This window comes from Enterococcus sp. C57, assembly GCF_040887305.1.
GTDB lineage: Bacteria > Bacillota > Bacilli > Lactobacillales > Enterococcaceae > Enterococcus_B > Enterococcus_B hirae.
This window is the reverse complement of sequence record NZ_JBFOFP010000004.1, coordinates 284,689-302,879: the sequence shown is the minus strand read 5'-3', so window position 1 is coordinate 302,879 and position 18,191 is coordinate 284,689. Positions and strand designations below refer to the sequence as shown.

Sequence of the window (18,191 nt, the reverse complement as noted above, 5' to 3'; positions counted from 1 at the left end):
AAGCTTGTACTAGTTCTCAGCAACCACTAGCTCTCTGAAACATTGGCTTTAATAACTACTGCGTTTTGATCATTGCCTGTTATCAAGTTAATATGTGTCTATCATAGAACGCTATTTTTTCTTTGTCAATAAAAAAGATAAAAATTTCTTTCTATACTTCTTCAACAATGGAATAAAACAGTAAAATCCGAACATTCTTTTTTTTAAATTATTTGCATCCAATTACCTAAAATAACTCATTGATCCCTTTATTTCATCCGTTTTTTCTAAGATGAATGATCCATTCAATGGCGCTCATTTGACCATCAAATGAAAATTTTAAAACTTTTTGAAGCTTAAGAAAATTTTATAAACTAGTATTTATCAACGACAAATTTACTTCTTTTACTTTATTATTTTAACGTTTTCGATCATCTAAGCGATCAGATACCCCTTTCTCTCACCCTACTGAATGTTATTATTTCCCATTCAATCGAAGGTATAAAGGCATCAATTCCTGCATACCATCTAGAATCAACTTTTCAGCATCTTTTAATTCATTCGGATAAAAATAAAGCTTACCAAGTTGGAAGGTTTTATCCTCCATTGCTTTTTTTAATTCGATTTGTTTTTGCTTATCCGTCAAATAGGTGGCTAACGGCAGGTGATCCACCAGTTCATGTTCTGGTTGTGGCCAAATATAATACTCTTCAACTGGAATGTGCTTACTCCATTCCTCTAAAACCGTTAGTAGATGATTGAAGGACGAAATACTTCCTTGGCGTTCTTCACTTTTATAGTGTTGAAACATCAAATAGATTTGGAATTGTTTTTTATTTAGCAAAGTAGCTAAACAAGCATTTTCCTGTTGGCGTCCTTCACTACGGTACGCACACCAAAAATGGCTTCTGAGATTCCAACCATTCGTCCAACTTTCGATTTTTGGTTTTCTCATCTGCCATTGCAAGGGGGTTGCTTTTGCCACTTGTTCATTCATTTTTTTCCACTTTTGCCAGTGTGTTTGATACCTCACCTTAAGCTGTACTAATTCTTCAGTAGTATAACTTTCTTTTAGCTGCTTAAAGGTATACATCGAACGATCAAATAATTCATAATCACTAGTTAATAAATCCATTCCGCCACTTCTTTCTTAACGATTTCCCTATCCTACATTGTAAAGACTATCAATGAGAGAAACAATAAAAATAGCAAGAAAAGAGTGAGCATGGAATTATTTCGGTGAAAATACTCGATAATCATCTTCCTTTATCAGTTAGATCTTGTTTTGCTTGTGTAATTGGTTGTCTATTAACTGGATTCTGCTTTGTTGTAGTTTCCTGTACTTTGTCTTTTAATTGAGCTTTTTGTCGCTGTCCATTCCCTTGTTCTAATTCCATATGCTTTTCCAGAGAGGCGATCAGCTTATCTGTATATTCTATATCTTGTTTTACCAATCCTTTAAAACTATTAATCAAAGGCATCATTTTGGCAACCAGAAGTGGTGATTGACTCTGAGTAGTGTTTTCCAGTTGAACATTCAACTTTCCAAACTGCTTTCTTTCCTTGCTCGCATCTTTCTTTAACTTTTCAAGACTTTTTGTTCCTAGAAGTTTTTTCCCTAATGCTAACTCAGCTTTTTGAGCGTCAATTTCTTTTTTCAACATATATTTTTGTAACCAATTCACACCTTTTGCTAATTTTTCTTCGTTTTTGTTCATACTATCCTGCAATTTATCGATTCGTTGAGTCAAATGAACCTTCATATTTTCCTGATCTCGTGGTTCTACGTCTAATTTTTTTGCATGATTTAAATAATTTAATCGATTCATCCGTTCTTTTTTCAAATAAGAAACTCGAGCATACTGCTTTTGTCTTTGCTTATCTAACTCTAGGATCGTTTTATATGTATGTAAAAATTCCTTATCCAATAGCATGGGAATTTTCAGCTCTATTCTCTTTTTTTTATTTCCATTTACCACAGTTAATTGGTAAATCTTGATGTTTTTTTTTGATAATACATTTTTTTCAACAAGCTTAAAAAGTTGCTTTTTTGTTTTGAGCTCTTCTGCTTTTGGTAGTCTTGGCATTTTTTTACTCCTTACCATTTAATAATCGAGATATTTCGAAAACGAATGCGTTGTGCCTAAACTTAGACGAAACGCATTTGGACAAACGAAACTTTCCAAACATATTACTAATTACGTGAATCGTGTTCAGGCGTTGATCTTTGTTGTTTCCCTGGTTGGCTTTGCTGTTTCCCTGGTTGGCTTTGTGGCTGCGTAACCCCTTCTATCAGAGTATATAATTCACGTGGACCATTTGTTTTTTGTTCATCATTTCTTTTCATTTCGGCTTGTACTTTATTCTGATATTCATGTAACTCCGCATTTAGTACTTGTGGGCGATAATTCTTGATATTTTCAAATCTCTGCTGTGTCTCTAAGAAATTTTTTTCGGTCGTATAAATTGAGCGAGCAAGTTCGCCTAATAGCGGTGCCACGTACGGAAATAGACTGGCTGATACTCTATTATTTAAATCTATAAAACCTTTCTTCACCATACTAAATTGTTCATTCATATTCAAATCAGAATATTCTTTCGTTATTTTATTTATCCATTTCTTCTTTATCTTTTCACTATCAACCTCTCCACTCAAATTATAGCCTTTCCCATAAAGTGATGTTAGATCAGACTCCAGTTTACCTTTTATAAGCTTTTGTTCATCTTCCAATGAACGCTTCTCTTTTTCCAATGCTCCTATTTCACCTGTAAAATAACTTAAAAATCTTCTAAACGGTGAAGCTTTGATCTTATCGATTTCATCAGTCTTCTCCTTGATTAGTACTGGTATTGCATTTAACCGATTCAATTTGTTATCAATGTTGTTTTTTTCACTAGTGTAGCTAGTCAATTCTACGCCTATCTCTTCTTCCAACGACTGAATTTTTATTTTCATTTTGTCTTCATCACGTTCTAACTTGTTTTGCATACTAATTACTGAACTCATGTCTTTATTTAGTTCAAAACACTTTTGTACTTCTTTTTTAGGAACAACTAATGATTCCTTATATGAACCAAAAGAATATTCGCTCATTAGACGTAGATCTGATTTTCCGTGTTTTTTCAACAGGTTTTGTTTGTTTTGTTCAATTGACGCAATTTTAGCTTTGTCGTTAGTGACATACGCTGCTATACTTTCCTTTTTATATTTCTTAAATTTCTCTTCCTGTTCCATTTCTAAACTAGATACTGTCGCATTTTTATTTTTGTTATTTAAATCCCCCATATCTGCTTATCTCCTTCATTACTTTAGTGTGTTAAGGATAACACGCGCGACAACTGTTATTTCTCCGACATTTTCTCAGTTTGGAAATTTTTGTTTTAAAATTGTTTATCCTTTGTTTTTTTGATTTGAAAGCAGATTCTCATAAGTGTTCTGGAATAGAAAAAAACTGACTTTTGTTCCCATTTTTACTGGTTAAAAAGTCAGCTATATAAATATTTCGTTATTTATGATTCAATATTTGTTAATAAAGTTTCAAAGAAAATAGCACTAGAAGCTGCACCTGGATCAATATGACCAATGGCTCTTTCCCCTAGATAAGAGGCACGTCCTTTTTTGGCTACTAAATCTTTTGTATGTTCCTTCGCTTCTTCAATCACTTCTTCTGTTAATCGATTATTCTTCAAGGCTTCAGTAACAGGTAACCAGACATCTAGCATCGTTTTCTCTTCTGCTTCTGCTTTCCCCCTAGCTTGAATCCCATTTTTTCCTTCTTCAATGATTTTCCCTAATTGTTCTTGTGATGTAATCACATCAATGTCTTTTGTAGCCTTCATCATATTCATAAAGGCAGAACCATATAATGGTCCAGAAGCACCTCCAACTTTTGAGATCATTGCCATCGAAAGAACCTTGAACGTGTCACTGATCGTTTTCGGTTGTTCTTTTTGAAACGCTTCTTGATAAGCCGTCATCCCTCGCCCCATATTATTGCCATGATCGCCATCACCGATCGGCGTGTCGAGCTCACTCAGATAACTTTTATTTTCATCGATTTTCTCTGTAAAATCCGTTAACCACGCTTGAATTTCTTTAACCGTTAGTTCCATCATTCTCCCACCTTCTACCACGAAATTGTGTGAACTTCACTTTCCAATGCTTCCTGCCATTTCTTAGTTGTTAGGTCAATCATCGTCAGAGATAATCCTTGCATGTCTAAAGAAGTCATAAAATCACCGACTTTATGAAATGTCACTTTGACTGCTTCTTGATCGAGTAATGATTGGACATCATTCATAAAAACAAAGAGTTCCATCAATGGCGTGCCACCCATCCCATTAACTAGCACTCCAACTTCTTTTGGTTTCTCTGGGTAGTCAGCTAAAATTTTTGTTACTAATTCTTCAGCTAATACTTTAGCAGGTTGCAACTTTTCTCTACGATAACCAGGCTCGCCATGGATCCCTACTCCGTATTCGATCTCATCTTCGGCTAATTCAAATCCTGGCTTTCCTACTTCAGGAACCGTGGCCGCACGCAATGCCACACCAATCGTCTTGATCGCTGGAACTAGTCTATCTCCTAGTTCCTTCAATTCTTGCAAGGATGCACCTTTCCTAGCGGCATCCCCTAAGATTTTATGCACAAGAACTGTTCCAGCTACTCCACGTTTGCCAGCAGTATATGTGCTATTTTCCACCGCAATGTCATCATCCACTACAACACTTTCTACTTCAATCCCTTCCATAGCCGCCATTTCTTTAGCCATGTCAAAATTGAGTACATCTCCTGTATAATTCTTGATGATCAATAAAACGCCTTTTCCTTGATCCGCTTCTTTGATAGCTATCTGAATCTGATCAGGTGTCGGCGAAGTAAAAACATCTCCTAAAACTGCAGCACTCAACATCCCAGCACCAACAAAACCTGCATGCGCTGGTTCATGACCACTTCCTCCCCCAGAAACCAAGCCAACTTGTTCTACTTGATCATTTTTTGCTACTACTCGAGAATCAGCTACTTGGTGAATCATTTCTGGATAACTTATCACTAAACCAGACAACATTTCTTCTACGATCGTACTAGGATTATTCATGATTTTTTTCATTTCACGTCCACCCTTTCTTTCCCGCATTCTGTGCTTCCGTTAGTATTTGTTGAGGATCATCCGTGATACCTGCTGTGATCGCTCCAGCAAAAGCCCCTTCAACAAGTGGCGCATCCACAAGGTAGTATTTCTTTTGTTGGTCTTCATCCAACATTTCCTTCGCCATTTCAGCGTTCAAAACCGCACTCCCGATATCCGCAAACACAAAATACATATCGGAATCAGCTGATTGGTTGATTGCATCGATGATTTTCATCGGATCAGAACCAATTCTTCCCTCTACCCCTCCTAAGGAAAAAAGTAACACATCTTCTGATTGTTGCATCTGTTCAATCATTTCTTTGAGTCCATCCGTTAACTGTTGACTATGGGAAACAAGTAAGATACTTTTTTTCATGCCATTTCTCCTTCTTCCTTTTGTGGTCACACCAAGTTTGCGCTTTCATTCTTTTGATCATCAACTACATTCTTTTGCATAGTTCCAGTATATAATAGAATGTCCATTTTTTGGAAATGATGCGCTGTAATTGACTAGCTAATTCCAATTGCGACTTAAGAAATAAATTTTGATATACTATTTTTAAAGAAAGGAGTGATCAAATGATCATTACAACAACAAACAACGTGGAAAATAAAGAAGTAACAGCATATAAAGGCATTGTTTTTGGTGAAGTCATTACTGGAATCAATGTATTAAAAGATATCGGGGCAGGATTTCGCAATGTTTTTGGCGGACGTTCAAAAAGCTACGAGGATGAATTGCTTGCTGCACGTGAAGAGGCCTTAGCAGAAATGCAAGAGCGTGCTCGATCATTAGGTGCAGATGCAGTCATTGGGATGAAAATGGATTATGAAGTATTGGGGAGCGATAACGGAATGCTAATGGTCACCTGTAGTGGGACAGCGGTGACAATAAACTAGTTCAGACATGAGGTTGAGACAAAAGTGTTTAGCATCAAGAAATAAGAAGGAATTTCCGAAAATTGACAAGAAACACAAAAACTCGTTTTTGATGTTGATTGTTACCTACTTGGTGCTCTTTAAATTTTTGGTAAATTTTCCGAAGATGCTGCTTTTGTCTCACCGTGAATCAGAGGTCGTCAAAACATCGGGTAGCTCTGATGACAATAAGAAAGAATTTTTTGAAACAGCTCCTCATGTTTTGAAAAATTCAGGCTTATTTCAAGGAGCTGATGTTTGAACACCGTTTAGCAAGAGGCTGTGAAAGAAGCGTTTAGCTCCGAGCAAATAAGAGAGGATTTTTTAAAATAGCTCCTCATATTTTAGAAAATCATCGCTTATTGTTGAGGAGTTGCTTCTTGAACGCCGTTTATTCGTTTTTAGAGATACTAGAAGAGACTAAGATAGAACTCTCACTTAAAAAATATTCCGAACCTGTTCTACCAATACGCCGATTAAAAAAAAAGATTGATATAAAATAAGGTGTTTCCTAAAAAATATACGTAAAAACGTTAATTTTTAGGAAACACCTATGCTATTCTTCCCTAAATTTAATTGATTATCCAAGTAAGATACTGCTATCTAATTATTTATGTACGTTGCTCTTTTCATCAATGGATTATTTTCTATTCTACTATCTATGATTGCTGGCATTTCACCATCCGATTATCCTCTTGAAGTTCGATTCGTTTTATTGCTATTTTGCATTTTATCTTGTTTATCACCTCGGTTGCTGAGCTTTTCTGCTTGCTGTTGAGCATTCTCTTTAAGTTGCTGTATCTCTTGCTTTCTCACTGGAAGCTCTTCTTTAAATTTTTCATATTTTCCTTTCCAATCTTGTACATTTCTTTCTAAGTCCTCAACCTTTTGCTCCATGACGTTTAATTTTCAAGTTGTTCTCTCTGTGTTTACTAACATCTCGTAGTCCCTTTGTCTTATCTTCAACAACGTCATACTCTGCTGACAGTTCACTAAGTTTCGCTTTAGGAACGTTAATTTCACTTTTCACCTGATCACAGACAGCTATATTCTTATCTAAATTCCCAGTGACCATTTTTTCTAAGTTACCCTTCTGATTAATATCTTTAATCAGTTGATTATTCGTATTTTTAATATCCTCAGTAACTGTTTTTACATCCTGTGTTAATTTAGTTTTTTCTCCTGTAAATACGTTAAACAACTTCCGTACAAAAGAATTGTTGAAATAAGTGACGGCTTGGTTCTTAGTAACGAGATCCGTATCGAGTTTTTTTAATCTCGTATTTGCCTTTCCCAATATATGTATCTACCTCACCTATTTCAGCTATTTGTTGATCGCCTTTTTGAACAGGCGATAGCTTTTGCTCTATTTGGCTAATCTTATCTTTAAATTGGGATTCAAAATTATTTACCTTTTTCTCTAAATCATCAATTAGAGGACTATCGAGTTGTTCTGATGCTGCAGCCATTCTCTCCAGAGTTTTTTGCTATGCTGATTTTATATTGTTTACTTTTTTTATGTCTTTAGAAACTTTTTCTTTAATTCTTTTATTGTTCTCTAATGCATTATTGTATTGTTTTTGTGAACCTTCAAAAGCTTTTTAATACGGTATAGTTTTCTCATCTGTAAACTTGTTTTGCCTCTTCAAAATTTCCCTTTAGAGTTTCTAACTCCTGATCGCTGTACCGTGCGGTTGATGGTACTTGAGTAACTTTTTTATCGTGACTTTCTATATTTCATTCCACTCCTCTGTTTTTCGTACTAACATATGTAATACAAGCGTATTATGAGTTTATTCAAGTTATTTACTAATAATTTTTTTGTTTGAGAATTTTTGACGATGCCTTGCTAAGTTACTATGCCCTTGAATGTTTTTTACTATTACGCTTCTGACCATTTTGCGTGTTTAGTGAGTCCGATTGATCCAAGTATATAGTAGCTGTCTTTTGTTGTGCTTGATTAATCTTTTTACGGATTTTTTGAGGTTTCTTCGAGTTGTCGTTAATTAGTTTTCGGGCTTCAAGTTGTAGAGGTTCTATTCCATCCTTTAGCGTTGTCACCTTACTAATGATTTCAGCATATACTTTCATTGCATAAGGTTTAACTGCTTTTACTTTTTCCCTTTCTACTTTATCTAACTCTTTTTTGAACATTTTTATTTATTTTTCTAAGCCTTTTTTTACTTGTTTTGCAATTTCATCTGTAGATTCTATTGTCTTAAAACGTTCCTTAAGATCTTTCGGAAAGCGTGCCTTAAGTTCTTCTGGAAAACGTTCCCCAAGTTTTTCCTGAAAGCGTTCCTCAAGTTTTGCCTCAAAGCGTTTCTCAAATTCTGCTTCCCAATCCTTAGTTTTCAAGGTTGTTTGCTGTATGGGGTTCCTTGGTTGCTCTTTTTTTCCAGTAAAAAAATTAAGCAAGCGTTTAAAGAATGACGGTTTCTCACCAACTTTACTACTTAAGCTATCTACTAGATTGTTATTTACGGGTTCTAAGGAAGATGTCTTCAATTTACTAAGCTGATTCTTTCTTTCTTTTTTTATTTCTTTTTTTATTCCTTCTTTTATTTCTTTTATTTCTTCGATTTCTTCTTCTACTTCTTCTTCGATTTCTTCTTTTATGTCTTCTTCTGTTTCTTTTTTTATTTCTTTTAGTTCCTTAATAACATCCCTATTTGGAAACAAGTCTTTTATAATATTTTTTACTCTAGTCTCTGATTCCTTGATTTGTTGATCTATTTCCTCCTTTTGCTTCCGTGCGTTAGGACCGAACTCCTCGACTTCTGGATCTCGCTTACTATCGTCAATTTCACTTTTTGGTTTTATTTCCTGTTTTATTTCCTGTTTCTTTGGTTTGGAAGGCATCACTTTATATTCTTTTAAAAATTCATCCACCATTTCAGCGTGTTTATTTTCTGCGGCTACATGTTCAGCCTTTGCAACAACAGTCTTATCTGAAAAAGGTTGATATGTTTCCATATAATCCAATACCTGCCATGCACCATTAACTTTATTTTGTTGTCGGTCAATTTCTTTTATAGCTTTATCCATCGCTTTTTTCTTTTCAGCTTCTGCGGCTACTTCTGCAGCTGATTGCTGAGTTATTCCTTCCTGAAAAACTGGCCTTCCCATTCTTATTTCACTCCTTCGTATATTGATAAATTAAGCGTAACATGACAATAAAAACTTTATTTTTTAATAATTTCTTTGTTTGGAAATTTTTAAAATAGTTTCATTCTTCTAGAATAAAAAGACACTTCATCGCACCATTAAAAATTCTGAGAGATCAAACTAACGTTTTTTGAAACAAGTAGCATTTAGGATCCTCTATCTGTACTTACTCGTCAGCATTTACCAATCGTTGACTTCACCTCCGAAAGCAAACAAAAAAATCAAGAAGATCAAAAGCAATTTTTGCTTTTCCATTCTTGATTTTAATGCCAATCCTATATTTTTCTTATTTACAGATTCAAAAGATGCTCCTTCAATAACAGACCACTTTTTTCTTCAGTAATCTCTTGTATCACTTGATACGTATATCATATCTTAGTAAAACATCAAGCAAGATACCGCCACATATTAGAGAGTACAAAATTTTATTCTCTATAATGTATGTACTTCTCTGCCAATTGATTGATTCGTTTGGTTATGTACTTGTTGAGATTGCTGGTTGCGATTTTTGTTATTTTTTAACAACTCCTTATTCCAAGCATTCGTTACCAATATTCTATACTTTTGATAATCAACAGATTTTTTCGGTGACTGATCCACTTTTTCTGAAGGTTCCTTATCTTTAAGTTCCAGCATCACCCAAAAACCCAATTGTTCTTTTATCTTTGGTTGTTGCTCCTTAATAAATTTTAAACTTTTCTTTATTTGAGCAGCTAGTTCATCATTAATCTTTGGTTGTTCTTCTCCTGTTGGATACTTATTTTTCAGCTGTTTCAACTGGCTTTTTAAATCTGCCAATCCATTGTTAACATGATCAACTTCCTTTCTTGCCTTGATAAAAATTCTCTCAGCCTGCTCATTCTTTTCTGTTTCAATCCTTTTTCGCTCAATGAGTTCCTTTATTTTATTCTCAAAAGTTGTCGATAACCCGCTTTTTTTGGCAGTGTACTTTTCTCTAGCTTTTATATGTTTTTTAGTAAATCGACTAAGAAATCGTTTTACTCTCGGCTGATCGCTATTAGTCATTTTTTTCGTTGATTTTTCCCAATCCTTATGTATCTTCGCAATTTCTTGGATAATTTTTTTCACAGAATGACTTGCCTTATCACGCTCTTGTATCGTTAAGTCATATAATTGTTTAAAGTCACTGGAAAAGATATTTTGAACTTTCATATCTAATTCGGTGCTTTTATGGACTAAATATTGATACAAACCAGGTGCATTTAATTCTTCAATACGTACATTTTTATTTCCCAATTCAGCCGAAAGTTGATTGGTAAAAATATTTTCTCTTTCATTCAAATGTTTGCTTTTAGCATTTTGTTCCCTTCTTTCATTTGTTTGATTTACTGTTTCGATTACTGTTTGATCTATCGCTTTGCTTATCAGACGAATAAATCCTTGTTGATCTTTACTTTGTTCTTGCTTACGGTATTCGTCTATTTTTTGCAGATTTTGTGTTATACCTCCCACGGTACCTTTAACTTCTTCTAAATTCTTCTGTAAATTTTCTATTTTTTTCGTTAAAGCTTCCCTATTTACCTTTTTTGGTATATTTTCCTTTACTATTTCATAATTCTGATTTAAATCATTCAAAGTGGATCCTATATTTGCACACTTTTCTTTCCACCCCTCAAATATTTCATTACTAGAGAAAACTTCATTAAGGATATTCTCATTTCTTGTGTAACCTGTTTGTGCTTCTTCTATTTTAGAAATCATAGTATTAATTGTAGCTTTTTTTGTATCTAACTCTGTTCGCAATTCAGCCTGTTCCTTAGTAAAAAAATTAATGATTTTTCTAAAGAACGACTGATCAATCGCTTTAATTTTCGAGTCTATTTTTTTAGCATCTGATTGTAGAGATAACTTTTCAAAATAGCTATCCAAAAAATTTTCTTTGGCTTCATCACGTTCTCTTATACTATTTAAGATATTTTTAATTTCTTCGTCTAGTTTAGATAACTTTGTATGTACTTCTTCCTTTTTACTTTCTAACGGGCTTAATTTGTCGATAACTTCAGTTTCTACTGTCTCATAAAGAGAAGAATCTTTTTGTTTAAAAAATTCTCGTTCTTCATCTACTGATAATCTACCTTCTTGGACTATTGATTGAGTTTCTTGCTTACTTTCTGGTATCCTCGCTTCTGCATGATTAGGAGAATGTTTTATTTTTGCACGTTCTCTTTTATCTTGAATTTCTCTATTTGTTTCTTTCATAATATGTAAATCCCACTTTGCTTTTAAGTAGTCATTCTCTGCTTTTCTTGCTTTATCATTATGAGGATGGATGGAATAAGCATCATAAGTTGAGAAGAGCTGTGCTACCAATTTTTTTTGCGCCTTCAATTCTTCACGACTATATTCCATATCTGTTGCTTTAATTGGGCGTCTTAGCATCGTTGCTAACTTTTCCTCTTCTTTCTCATGAATACGAGTTGCGTTTTTATAATTTTCTCCGTGAGGATAGGTAGCGTGACTATCCATTGTTTTATAGGCGTTCTCTACTATTTTTTTTTGCTTATCAATCACTGCTTTTGTAAATCCTCTACCTTCTGCTATTTCTGTCATTAGATCCCCTTCTCTTATTTGATTAATAATCTGAATGTAACACAAATGTAGAGTTTTTTTAGCCAAAAATTTCTAAATAACAGATTTTTTGTTCTATGCTAATGATATTTATTCCTAGCGACTTTCTTTATTGATGAGAATCGCTGAACCAATAACTGTTTTTTGTCTTTATCTCCTCATCATTAACTACAAATATTATTTTTTCCTTCATAAAAAATATCACTCGTTTGTTTTTTGGAACAATCTTCGATGTTGAATATTTAGAATATTATTTAGCAAGTAAAAAGGATGTGATTTTTCGCCTCATCAAGCAAAAAATCACATCCATATCATGTTAGAACATCTTTTTCATTCACTTTTCCAACGATCCTTTTCAAAAATTATCTTTTAGAACAAGGATAGTCGCTGAATCAGCATGAGTTTCGTTCACTATTACTTCGCCAAACGGTAGATAGCATCTGCATAAATGGCAGTTGCTCTGAAAAGGTCATCCAGACTCATAAATTCGTTGGCTTGGTGCATTGTATCTGTATAGCCTGGGAACATTGCGCCGTAAGCTACACCACGTTTCAATAGTCGGCCATAGGTTCCGCCACCAATGATTTGTTCATAGCCTTTTTCGCCTGTATGGTCTTCATAAACTTGCAATAAAGTTGCTACCAATGGATCTTCCATTGGTACATAGTGAGGTTCCATGACGCGTGCGCCACGAGTAACTGTTGCTCCTTCTGCTTTCATCGTTGTTGCAATGTCATTTTCTAAGCCGTCAACGGTAACCCCTTTTGGAAAACGGAAGTTCATGTTGATATAGTTATCTTCTTCTGACCCATTTTCTTTAAAGGCAAACAATCCAGCGTTCATGGTTAATTTACCCATTTTTTCGTCTTCATGGGCAACCCCTAATTTTTCTCCATAAAAATCTTCATGGACATAGGCTGCTGCTACATGGATGAATTGTTTAGCAGAACCGATAAATTCATAATCGTCTAAGAATAATGCTAAGAATGAACCGGCATTGATCCCTGATTGAGGACTTGCACCATGTGCGCCCTTTCCGATCAATTCGATTTTCACATAGGTATTATCCGCTTCGATCGAACCACTTACTGGGTTTGCTTCAACAAAACGATAAAAAGCTTCTTCCATTTGGATCGCAGCTTCTACATTTGGTACTTCAAGAGTCGCTGTTGCTGTTCCAGGCACCATGTTTTCACGTAAACCTGAAGTAAATGTCTTCAAGACATAATCTCCTGCGTTATCTCCTTGGAAACGTAGTGCGAAAGAAACATTTCCTTTTTCACCATTGATGATTGGAAATTCTGCATCTGGAGAAAATCCAAAGTCAGGTTCTTCTTCATGTTCAAAGTAGTAAGCCATGTCTGCCCAACCACTTTCTTCATCGCTACCAACTACAAAACGAACTTTTTTGGATAATTCCAAGTCAAGATCTTTGATGATCTTCATGGCATAGTAAGCAGCCATGCTCGGTCCTTTATCATCACTAGAACCACGAGCAAAGATTTTCCCATCTTTGATTACTGGTTCATAAGGATCTGTATCCCAACCATCCCCTGCTGGTACTACGTCCATATGACCAAAAATCCCTAAAGTTTCATCGCCTTCACCAAGATCAATATGTCCTGCATAGTTGTCAACATTTTTTACGACAAACCCATCACGTTCGCCATAAGCCAACATATGTTTTAGCGCATCTCGAGGTCCAGGTCCAAAAGGTGCATCAGGAGTTACTTTTAAATCATCCCGTTCACTGTTCACACGTAAAAGATTTTTTAAATCTTCAAGTAGTTCTTCTTTACGTGCTTCTACTTCTTTTTGCCAATCGATTGTCATAAAATCAATCCTCCACTCATTAAGTCTACCTGTCCATCATACCATAAATCCTGCCAAAAAAACGTGCAAAAAAATTTGTGGTTCCTTATCCAAACGGTATTTTATTTAAAAATACTCAGTTATAATACAAGAAAGGAGGCGGAAAAATTGTTAATAGATAGCGATTTATTACAAAAAGTAATTCAACCACGCCCAGAAAAGTCACATAAAGGAACATTCGGTCGTACTGTCTTGATTGGCGGTAACCATCAATTTGGTGGTGCGATCATCATGAGTGCACTAGCGGCTGTACACAGTGGCGCAGGATTAACGACTGTTGCTACGGACCAGTGGAATCAAGCACCACTTCACACGCATTTACCTGAAGCCATGTGCATCGACTGGCAAGAAAAAGAACAACTGTTAGCAGTGATGGACACGGCAGACGTTCTATTGATTGGTCCAGGATTAGGGGACTCCTCATTGAGTTTAGAATTATTAGCATTCACTTTAGCACATCAAAAAAGCCATCAGTGGTTAGTGATGGACGGTTCAGCATTAACATTATTCGCTAAAGAAAATCTAACCCTCCATTTTCCCGAGCAAACTGTTATGACTCCTCATCAAATGGAATGGCAAAGAGTAAGCTCACTTAAGATCGAGGAACAAACACCTGAGAACAACCGCAAGCAGCAAGCCAAATTAGGCGCAACGATTGTTTTAAAAAGTCATCGAACCACGATCTACGGGCAACAAGAATGTTATCAAAATACCACGGGCTCTGCCGCAATGGCCACTGGAGGTACTGGTGATACATTAGCTGGTATGATCACTGGATTCTTGGCACAATTTCCTAAAAACGATGAAACGATCGCAGCAGCTGTCTACCTGCATAGTTTTATTGGAGATCAACTGGCAAAAAAACAATATGTTGTTTTACCGACACAAATCAGTCAAGCAATCCCTCAATGGATGCACTATTTTAGTCAGAAAAATGATGGAAACAAGGAGTTCTAATGATGGAAAAATTTACTGGGTACATTCGTGAGCCGTTTTACTATGAAACCGATCAAATGGGGATCATCCACCACAGCAACTATATCCGTTGGATGGAAGAATCTCGTGTTGCTTTATTGGATCATTTAGGTTTCAGCTATACAAAAATTGAAAAACTAGGGGTGATCATCCCTGTTTTAGAAGTCACTTGCCAGTACAAAGAAATGATTCGTTATGGTGAAACTGTTCGTATTTTGCCTAAAATCGAACAATATAGTGGCACAAGATTAAATTTTAGTTATGAAATCTACGGTTTAGATGACGGAAAATTACGAACAACTGGCTCTAGCAAACATTGTTTTTTACTCGCTGACAATCAGAAGTTAACCAAACTTGAACGGGTAACTCCTGCATTAGATCGCTTATTCCACGAGTATGCACAGTTGGATAGCTGAAGAATAGTATTTAACTCTTGTATTTTTTAGGATTTCCATTACGGATTTTCTTAAAAAAAATCAAAAAAGCTGCCTTTTTTCTTGTGTTGGCTTGATTCATCCGTATAATAAAATAAAAAGCAGGTGATCATCATGTATGTTGTGAAAGTATTGCACGGTTACATTGATAAAACAGGCTGCCGCACAAGAGAAAAAAATCCAGATAACTTATTGATTTTCAAAGAAAAAAAAGCATCAGAAGCTTTTGCTAAATCGATCGGAGGGCGTGTCAAACAACTGCACGAAGTACGCCCTGATTGAAATAAAACCTCAATCATTAGTTAGTCAACATGATTGAGGTTTTTGCTTGTCCAAAAAATTTCTTTAAAAAACGAGCTTACCAAAAAGAGTGATCCTTTTGGTAGGCTCGTTTTTCTTACTATTTTCTCTCTTCTATCTTGAGAGGGTTAGTTTGTCACCAGTTAATTGAATATTAACAGCATCTACTATTTTTCCTTCTTTTGACAAAACAGCAATATTTATGCCCGCTTTATTTCTTGCAACATTTATATCGCCCACTTTTATCGCAGCAAACTGTTGGTCAGCATACGGTGTAAAACTTGAAGATACTGAGATCTCTTTCCCATTGATTTCTTGGCTAACAGAATTATAGTTCTTTGTCTGTGAAAATTCAGGATTTTTTCCTAACAGACGGATACCCGAAAAATTCCAAGAACTTTCTGAATCCCCATTTTTAAACTCAGGGAACAGCTTACGGATCTCTTCAGCTAACTGCTGGTTCATTTGTGCCTTATCTCCTGCACCTGCCATCACAACCAAATGATCAGTTTGACTTAATGCTTCAAAATAGGTGTTAGCATTCCAAATACTCATCCATTTTGGATCTCCCTGTTGATAGATTGTTTCCCAAGCCTCTTTTGGTACTGAATGAATGGACTCTAAACCAAAATATTTTGCATTCGCTCGATTGACTTGTTTCGTTATATCCGTTTTTACGTGGGATAGTCCTCCCGAGTAAGCAGTATGACCAGTTTGATTATAAATCGTAAAGTTGGCAATCACCGGATTCAAATTTCCTTGTTTTTTTTGCTCTCTGACGTAATGGTATTGTTGATTGATCTCTCTATAAGAAAGTGCTATGTCATTGACTCCTAAAGCAAAAGTAAATAGAAATTGGGTAATCAATACGCCACTAATCACCCCATAAAACGCTCCCTGGGTAGATTTCAACACTTTATCTGGCCATTCAAACGCCATCGCCATAATGATAAATAAAACACCACCAAAAAATGATCTTCCCCAATCAAGTCCAGCTGGTGAAAGAGATAATACATAGATCGTGGCTATCCCTGCAAAGAGATAGATATAGGATAGTCTCAACCATTCTTTGTGTTTACTAAAGAAAATTCCCAACACGATCAGAACCGCCATCAACACAAAAAGAGCTAAACTATTTTCATATAGCGTTTTTGTGATTGAAAAAACGCCCGAATACAATTTCCGAGGTAAAGACCACTGGCTACGAGCAAAATAAGTAGCTCGAACAGCATTTCCAGGGGCTGTTACCATCATGTATAAGCCAAAAATTGCTCCTAACAATCCTGTGAACATCCATGGTCGTAAAGGCTTTTTCTTTTGATAATAAAAATAGAGGTAGCCAAGAACGATCAAGATCATCCCACCAGAAGTGTTTTCATTACACCAGCCAGCTAAGATTCCTAAAATGAGTAGCAATATGCTATTTACTATAGGATTAAAAGACAATTCTTGCTCTTTCTCATAATAGCGGTGGTAAAGAAATAGGAAACTGACAACGATGATACCTCCCCATAAATAGTTAGCAGCACCAGTTTCCCATAAAATTGTTTGACCGAAAGCTGGGACAAATAACCATAAAAATACATTAATTAAAAAATATTTGAAGGAATAAAACGTAGTATTATCTTTTGTGGTCATTTTATAAATCAATAATGTCAATAAAACATAGATCAGTGGATTGACCAAATTAAATACTGTTTTAGGCATCAACAAAAATAAACGTGCAATGATATGGACAACGGATCTTCCCGTCCAAGTCATATATTGTGTGTATTCATCATGTAAAATAGACGAAAAACTACTTGTTTTATACATATACTCAATATCATCCGCAATTAACGGTGTCAAAAAATTTAAAACAACCATGATAACATAGGCAGAAATAAGAACTAAAATTTTTTTATTATTGCGGATAGTCTCTTTTATTTGTTTCACTTCGCTCCTACTTTCTTCTTAAATTTTGCTATAAAAAGGGTTCCTGTGATTCACAAAGAAAATTATAGCATTTTTTGATTCAACTTACATTCTTACTTTTGTATTCGACTGCCACATAGATCAAATAAGGAAACAACCATCAGTAATCATGAATGCGTGTTATGTACGAATAATCAAAGGACTAACCCTATTCTCCGCCCCTGAAAAAGGGAGATAAAGACCAAGCACCTGACCTGTTCGTTATTCGAAAAAAGACATCATAAGCAAGATTATCGTAATAGCAAGAGGTCGTGAAAGAAGCGTTCAGCTCCGAGCGAATAAGAGAGGATTTTTTAAAATAGCTACTCATATTTTAGAAAATCATCGCTTATTGTTGAGGAGTTGCTTCTTGAACGCCGTTTAGCAAGAGGTCGTGAAAACATCGGGTAGCTCTGATGACAATAAGAAAGAATTTTTTGAAACAGCTTCTCATGTTTTGAAAAATTCAGGCTTATTTCAAGGAGCTGATGTTTGAACACCGTTTAGCAAAAGGCTGTGAAAGAAACGACTAACTCCGAGCAAATAAGAGAGGATTTTTTTAAATAGCTCCTCATATTTTAGAAAATCATCGCTTATTGTTGAGGAGTTGCTTTTTAAACACCGTTTATTCACTTTTAGAGACACCCGAAGAGACTGAGGGGATTTTTGGACTCCGAGGAAAATAAGAAAATACTTTTCGAAATACTTTCTCATTTTTTGAAACATTAAGGTTTATTTCAATTTGCCTATGTATAAACACCTTCTAGAACAAGAAATCGTGAAAGAATCTTTTCTTCTTTCTGTTCAAATTATTCTAAGATTTCTCTTCACCCACATCATTTTTCATAGCGCACAAATTTTTAGAACATAA

The 18,191-nt window shown here is 35.2% G+C and carries 18 protein-coding genes and 1 other annotated feature (1 of these 19 running past the window's edge); of the genes, 5 read left to right on the top strand and 13 right to left on the bottom strand.

From position 1 onward, the window contains the following. Positions 1-82: a binding site (T-box leader), on the bottom strand (it extends 124 nt beyond the left edge of the window). 375 nt (positions 83-457) lie between these two features. The 6 genes from AB5M32_RS07035 to dhaM form a co-directional block, all read right to left on the bottom strand. Then, a complete protein-coding gene (locus AB5M32_RS07035; RefSeq protein WP_063626479.1) occupies positions 458-1,114 on the bottom strand; it encodes an HI_0552 family protein in 657 nt (218 codons plus the stop codon). A gap of 121 nt (positions 1,115-1,235) precedes the next feature. Then, the gene (locus AB5M32_RS07030; RefSeq protein ID WP_256736192.1) at positions 1,236-2,066 is read right to left on the bottom strand and encodes a hypothetical protein; all 831 of its coding nucleotides are present in this window, start codon (positions 2,064-2,066) and stop codon (positions 1,236-1,238) included. 107 nt (positions 2,067-2,173) lie between these two features. Beyond that, positions 2,174-3,265 (bottom strand): hypothetical protein, encoded by a 1,092-nt coding sequence (locus AB5M32_RS07025; RefSeq protein WP_178286907.1) that lies wholly within the window; start codon positions 3,263-3,265, stop codon positions 2,174-2,176. 224 nt (positions 3,266-3,489) lie between these two features. Further along, positions 3,490-4,092, bottom strand: coding sequence for a dihydroxyacetone kinase subunit DhaL (gene dhaL, locus AB5M32_RS07020; RefSeq protein ID WP_010720270.1), 603 nt, complete (start codon positions 4,090-4,092; stop codon positions 3,490-3,492). A gap of 14 nt (positions 4,093-4,106) precedes the next feature. Next, positions 4,107-5,090: a dihydroxyacetone kinase subunit DhaK gene (dhaK, locus tag AB5M32_RS07015; RefSeq protein ID WP_010720271.1), complete on the bottom strand. Its 984-nt coding sequence runs from the start codon at positions 5,088-5,090 to the stop codon at positions 4,107-4,109. 1 nt (position 5,091) lies between these two features. Next, positions 5,092-5,487: a dihydroxyacetone kinase phosphoryl donor subunit DhaM gene (gene dhaM, locus AB5M32_RS07010; protein ID WP_178286909.1), complete on the bottom strand. Its 396-nt coding sequence runs from the start codon at positions 5,485-5,487 to the stop codon at positions 5,092-5,094. Between the two features lie 203 nt (positions 5,488-5,690). Here dhaM and AB5M32_RS07005 point away from each other — a divergent pair, with 203 nt between their 5' ends. Beyond that, positions 5,691-6,011, top strand: a complete 321-nt coding sequence (locus AB5M32_RS07005; protein ID WP_010720273.1) for a putative heavy metal-binding protein — start codon at positions 5,691-5,693, stop codon at positions 6,009-6,011. Positions 6,012-6,716: 705 nt separating this feature from the next. Here AB5M32_RS07005 and AB5M32_RS07000 read toward each other — a convergent pair. From AB5M32_RS07000 to AB5M32_RS06980, 5 genes are all read right to left on the bottom strand, one after another. Continuing rightward, positions 6,717-6,926: a hypothetical protein gene (locus tag AB5M32_RS07000; protein ID WP_256736194.1), complete on the bottom strand. Its 210-nt coding sequence runs from the start codon at positions 6,924-6,926 to the stop codon at positions 6,717-6,719. Next, complete coding sequence (locus AB5M32_RS06995; RefSeq protein ID WP_256736195.1) at positions 6,910-7,326, bottom strand: hypothetical protein; 417 nt, start codon at positions 7,324-7,326, stop codon at positions 6,910-6,912. The genes AB5M32_RS07000 and AB5M32_RS06995 overlap by 17 nt, the downstream gene beginning before the upstream one ends. Next, the gene (locus AB5M32_RS06990; RefSeq protein WP_178286910.1) at positions 7,274-7,498 is read right to left on the bottom strand and encodes a hypothetical protein; all 225 of its coding nucleotides are present in this window, start codon (positions 7,496-7,498) and stop codon (positions 7,274-7,276) included. Before AB5M32_RS06990 ends, AB5M32_RS06995 begins: the two co-directional genes overlap by 53 nt. Positions 7,499-7,886: 388 nt before the next feature. Further along, on the bottom strand, positions 7,887-8,183 hold the full coding sequence (locus AB5M32_RS06985; protein ID WP_368024376.1) for a hypothetical protein: 297 nt from the start codon (positions 8,181-8,183) through the stop codon (positions 7,887-7,889). 6 nt (positions 8,184-8,189) lie between these two features. Beyond that, positions 8,190-9,158, bottom strand: coding sequence for a hypothetical protein (locus AB5M32_RS06980; RefSeq protein ID WP_368024375.1), 969 nt, complete (start codon positions 9,156-9,158; stop codon positions 8,190-8,192). A 1,626-nt stretch (positions 9,159-10,784) separates the two neighbouring features. Here AB5M32_RS06980 and AB5M32_RS06975 point away from each other — a divergent pair. Then, positions 10,785-10,949 (top strand): YqaE/Pmp3 family membrane protein, encoded by a 165-nt coding sequence (locus tag AB5M32_RS06975; RefSeq protein ID WP_368015525.1) that lies wholly within the window; start codon positions 10,785-10,787, stop codon positions 10,947-10,949. A 1,251-nt stretch (positions 10,950-12,200) separates the two neighbouring features. Here the strand turns inward: AB5M32_RS06975 and pepV are convergent. Next, a complete protein-coding gene (gene pepV, locus AB5M32_RS06970) occupies positions 12,201-13,619 on the bottom strand; it encodes a dipeptidase PepV (protein ID WP_063626473.1) in 1,419 nt (472 codons plus the stop codon). 147 nt (positions 13,620-13,766) lie between these two features. Between pepV and AB5M32_RS06965 the strand changes: the two genes are divergently transcribed. The 3 genes from AB5M32_RS06965 (at position 13,767) to AB5M32_RS06955 (ending at position 15,349) form a co-directional block, all read left to right on the top strand. Next, a complete protein-coding gene (locus AB5M32_RS06965) occupies positions 13,767-14,615 on the top strand; it encodes an NAD(P)H-hydrate dehydratase (protein WP_063626472.1) in 849 nt (282 codons plus the stop codon). 2 nt (positions 14,616-14,617) lie between these two features. Next, a complete protein-coding gene (locus AB5M32_RS06960) occupies positions 14,618-15,049 on the top strand; it encodes a thioesterase family protein (protein ID WP_063626471.1) in 432 nt (143 codons plus the stop codon). Positions 15,050-15,181: 132 nt separating this feature from the next. Continuing rightward, the gene (locus AB5M32_RS06955) at positions 15,182-15,349 is read left to right on the top strand and encodes a hypothetical protein (protein WP_010720280.1); all 168 of its coding nucleotides are present in this window, start codon (positions 15,182-15,184) and stop codon (positions 15,347-15,349) included. Between the two features lie 132 nt (positions 15,350-15,481). On the opposite strand, the gene AB5M32_RS06950 is transcribed toward AB5M32_RS06955, so the two are convergent. After that, entirely contained in the window at positions 15,482-17,302 is a 1,821-nt protein-coding gene (locus AB5M32_RS06950) for a DUF6056 family protein (protein ID WP_063626470.1), read from the bottom strand. Positions 17,303-18,191: the final 889 nt, after the last annotated feature.

Coding starts and splice junctions, on each gene's coding strand:
- AB5M32_RS07035 (WP_063626479.1), bottom strand. CDS start 1,114: ATGGATTTATTAACTAGTGATTATGAATTATTTGATCGTTCGATGTAT.
- AB5M32_RS07030 (WP_256736192.1), bottom strand. CDS start 2,066: ATGCCAAGACTACCAAAAGCAGAAGAGCTCAAAACAAAAAAGCAACTT.
- AB5M32_RS07025 (WP_178286907.1), bottom strand. CDS start 3,265: ATGGGGGATTTAAATAACAAAAATAAAAATGCGACAGTATCTAGTTTA.
- dhaL (WP_010720270.1), bottom strand. CDS start 4,092: ATGGAACTAACGGTTAAAGAAATTCAAGCGTGGTTAACGGATTTTACA.
- dhaK (WP_010720271.1), bottom strand. CDS start 5,090: ATGAAAAAAATCATGAATAATCCTAGTACGATCGTAGAAGAAATGTTG.
- dhaM (WP_178286909.1), bottom strand. CDS start 5,487: ATGAAAAAAAGTATCTTACTTGTTTCCCATAGTCAACAGTTAACGGAT.
- AB5M32_RS07005 (WP_010720273.1), top strand. CDS start 5,691: ATGATCATTACAACAACAAACAACGTGGAAAATAAAGAAGTAACAGCA.
- AB5M32_RS07000 (WP_256736194.1), bottom strand. CDS start 6,926: ATGGAGCAAAAGGTTGAGGACTTAGAAAGAAATGTACAAGATTGGAAA.
- AB5M32_RS06990 (WP_178286910.1), bottom strand. CDS start 7,498: ATGGCTGCAGCATCAGAACAACTCGATAGTCCTCTAATTGATGATTTA.
- AB5M32_RS06985 (WP_368024376.1), bottom strand. CDS start 8,183: ATGTTCAAAAAAGAGTTAGATAAAGTAGAAAGGGAAAAAGTAAAAGCA.
- AB5M32_RS06980 (WP_368024375.1), bottom strand. CDS start 9,158: ATGGGAAGGCCAGTTTTTCAGGAAGGAATAACTCAGCAATCAGCTGCA.
- pepV (WP_063626473.1), bottom strand. CDS start 13,619: ATGACAATCGATTGGCAAAAAGAAGTAGAAGCACGTAAAGAAGAACTA.
- AB5M32_RS06960 (WP_063626471.1), top strand. CDS start 14,618: ATGGAAAAATTTACTGGGTACATTCGTGAGCCGTTTTACTATGAAACC.
- AB5M32_RS06955 (WP_010720280.1), top strand. CDS start 15,182: ATGTATGTTGTGAAAGTATTGCACGGTTACATTGATAAAACAGGCTGC.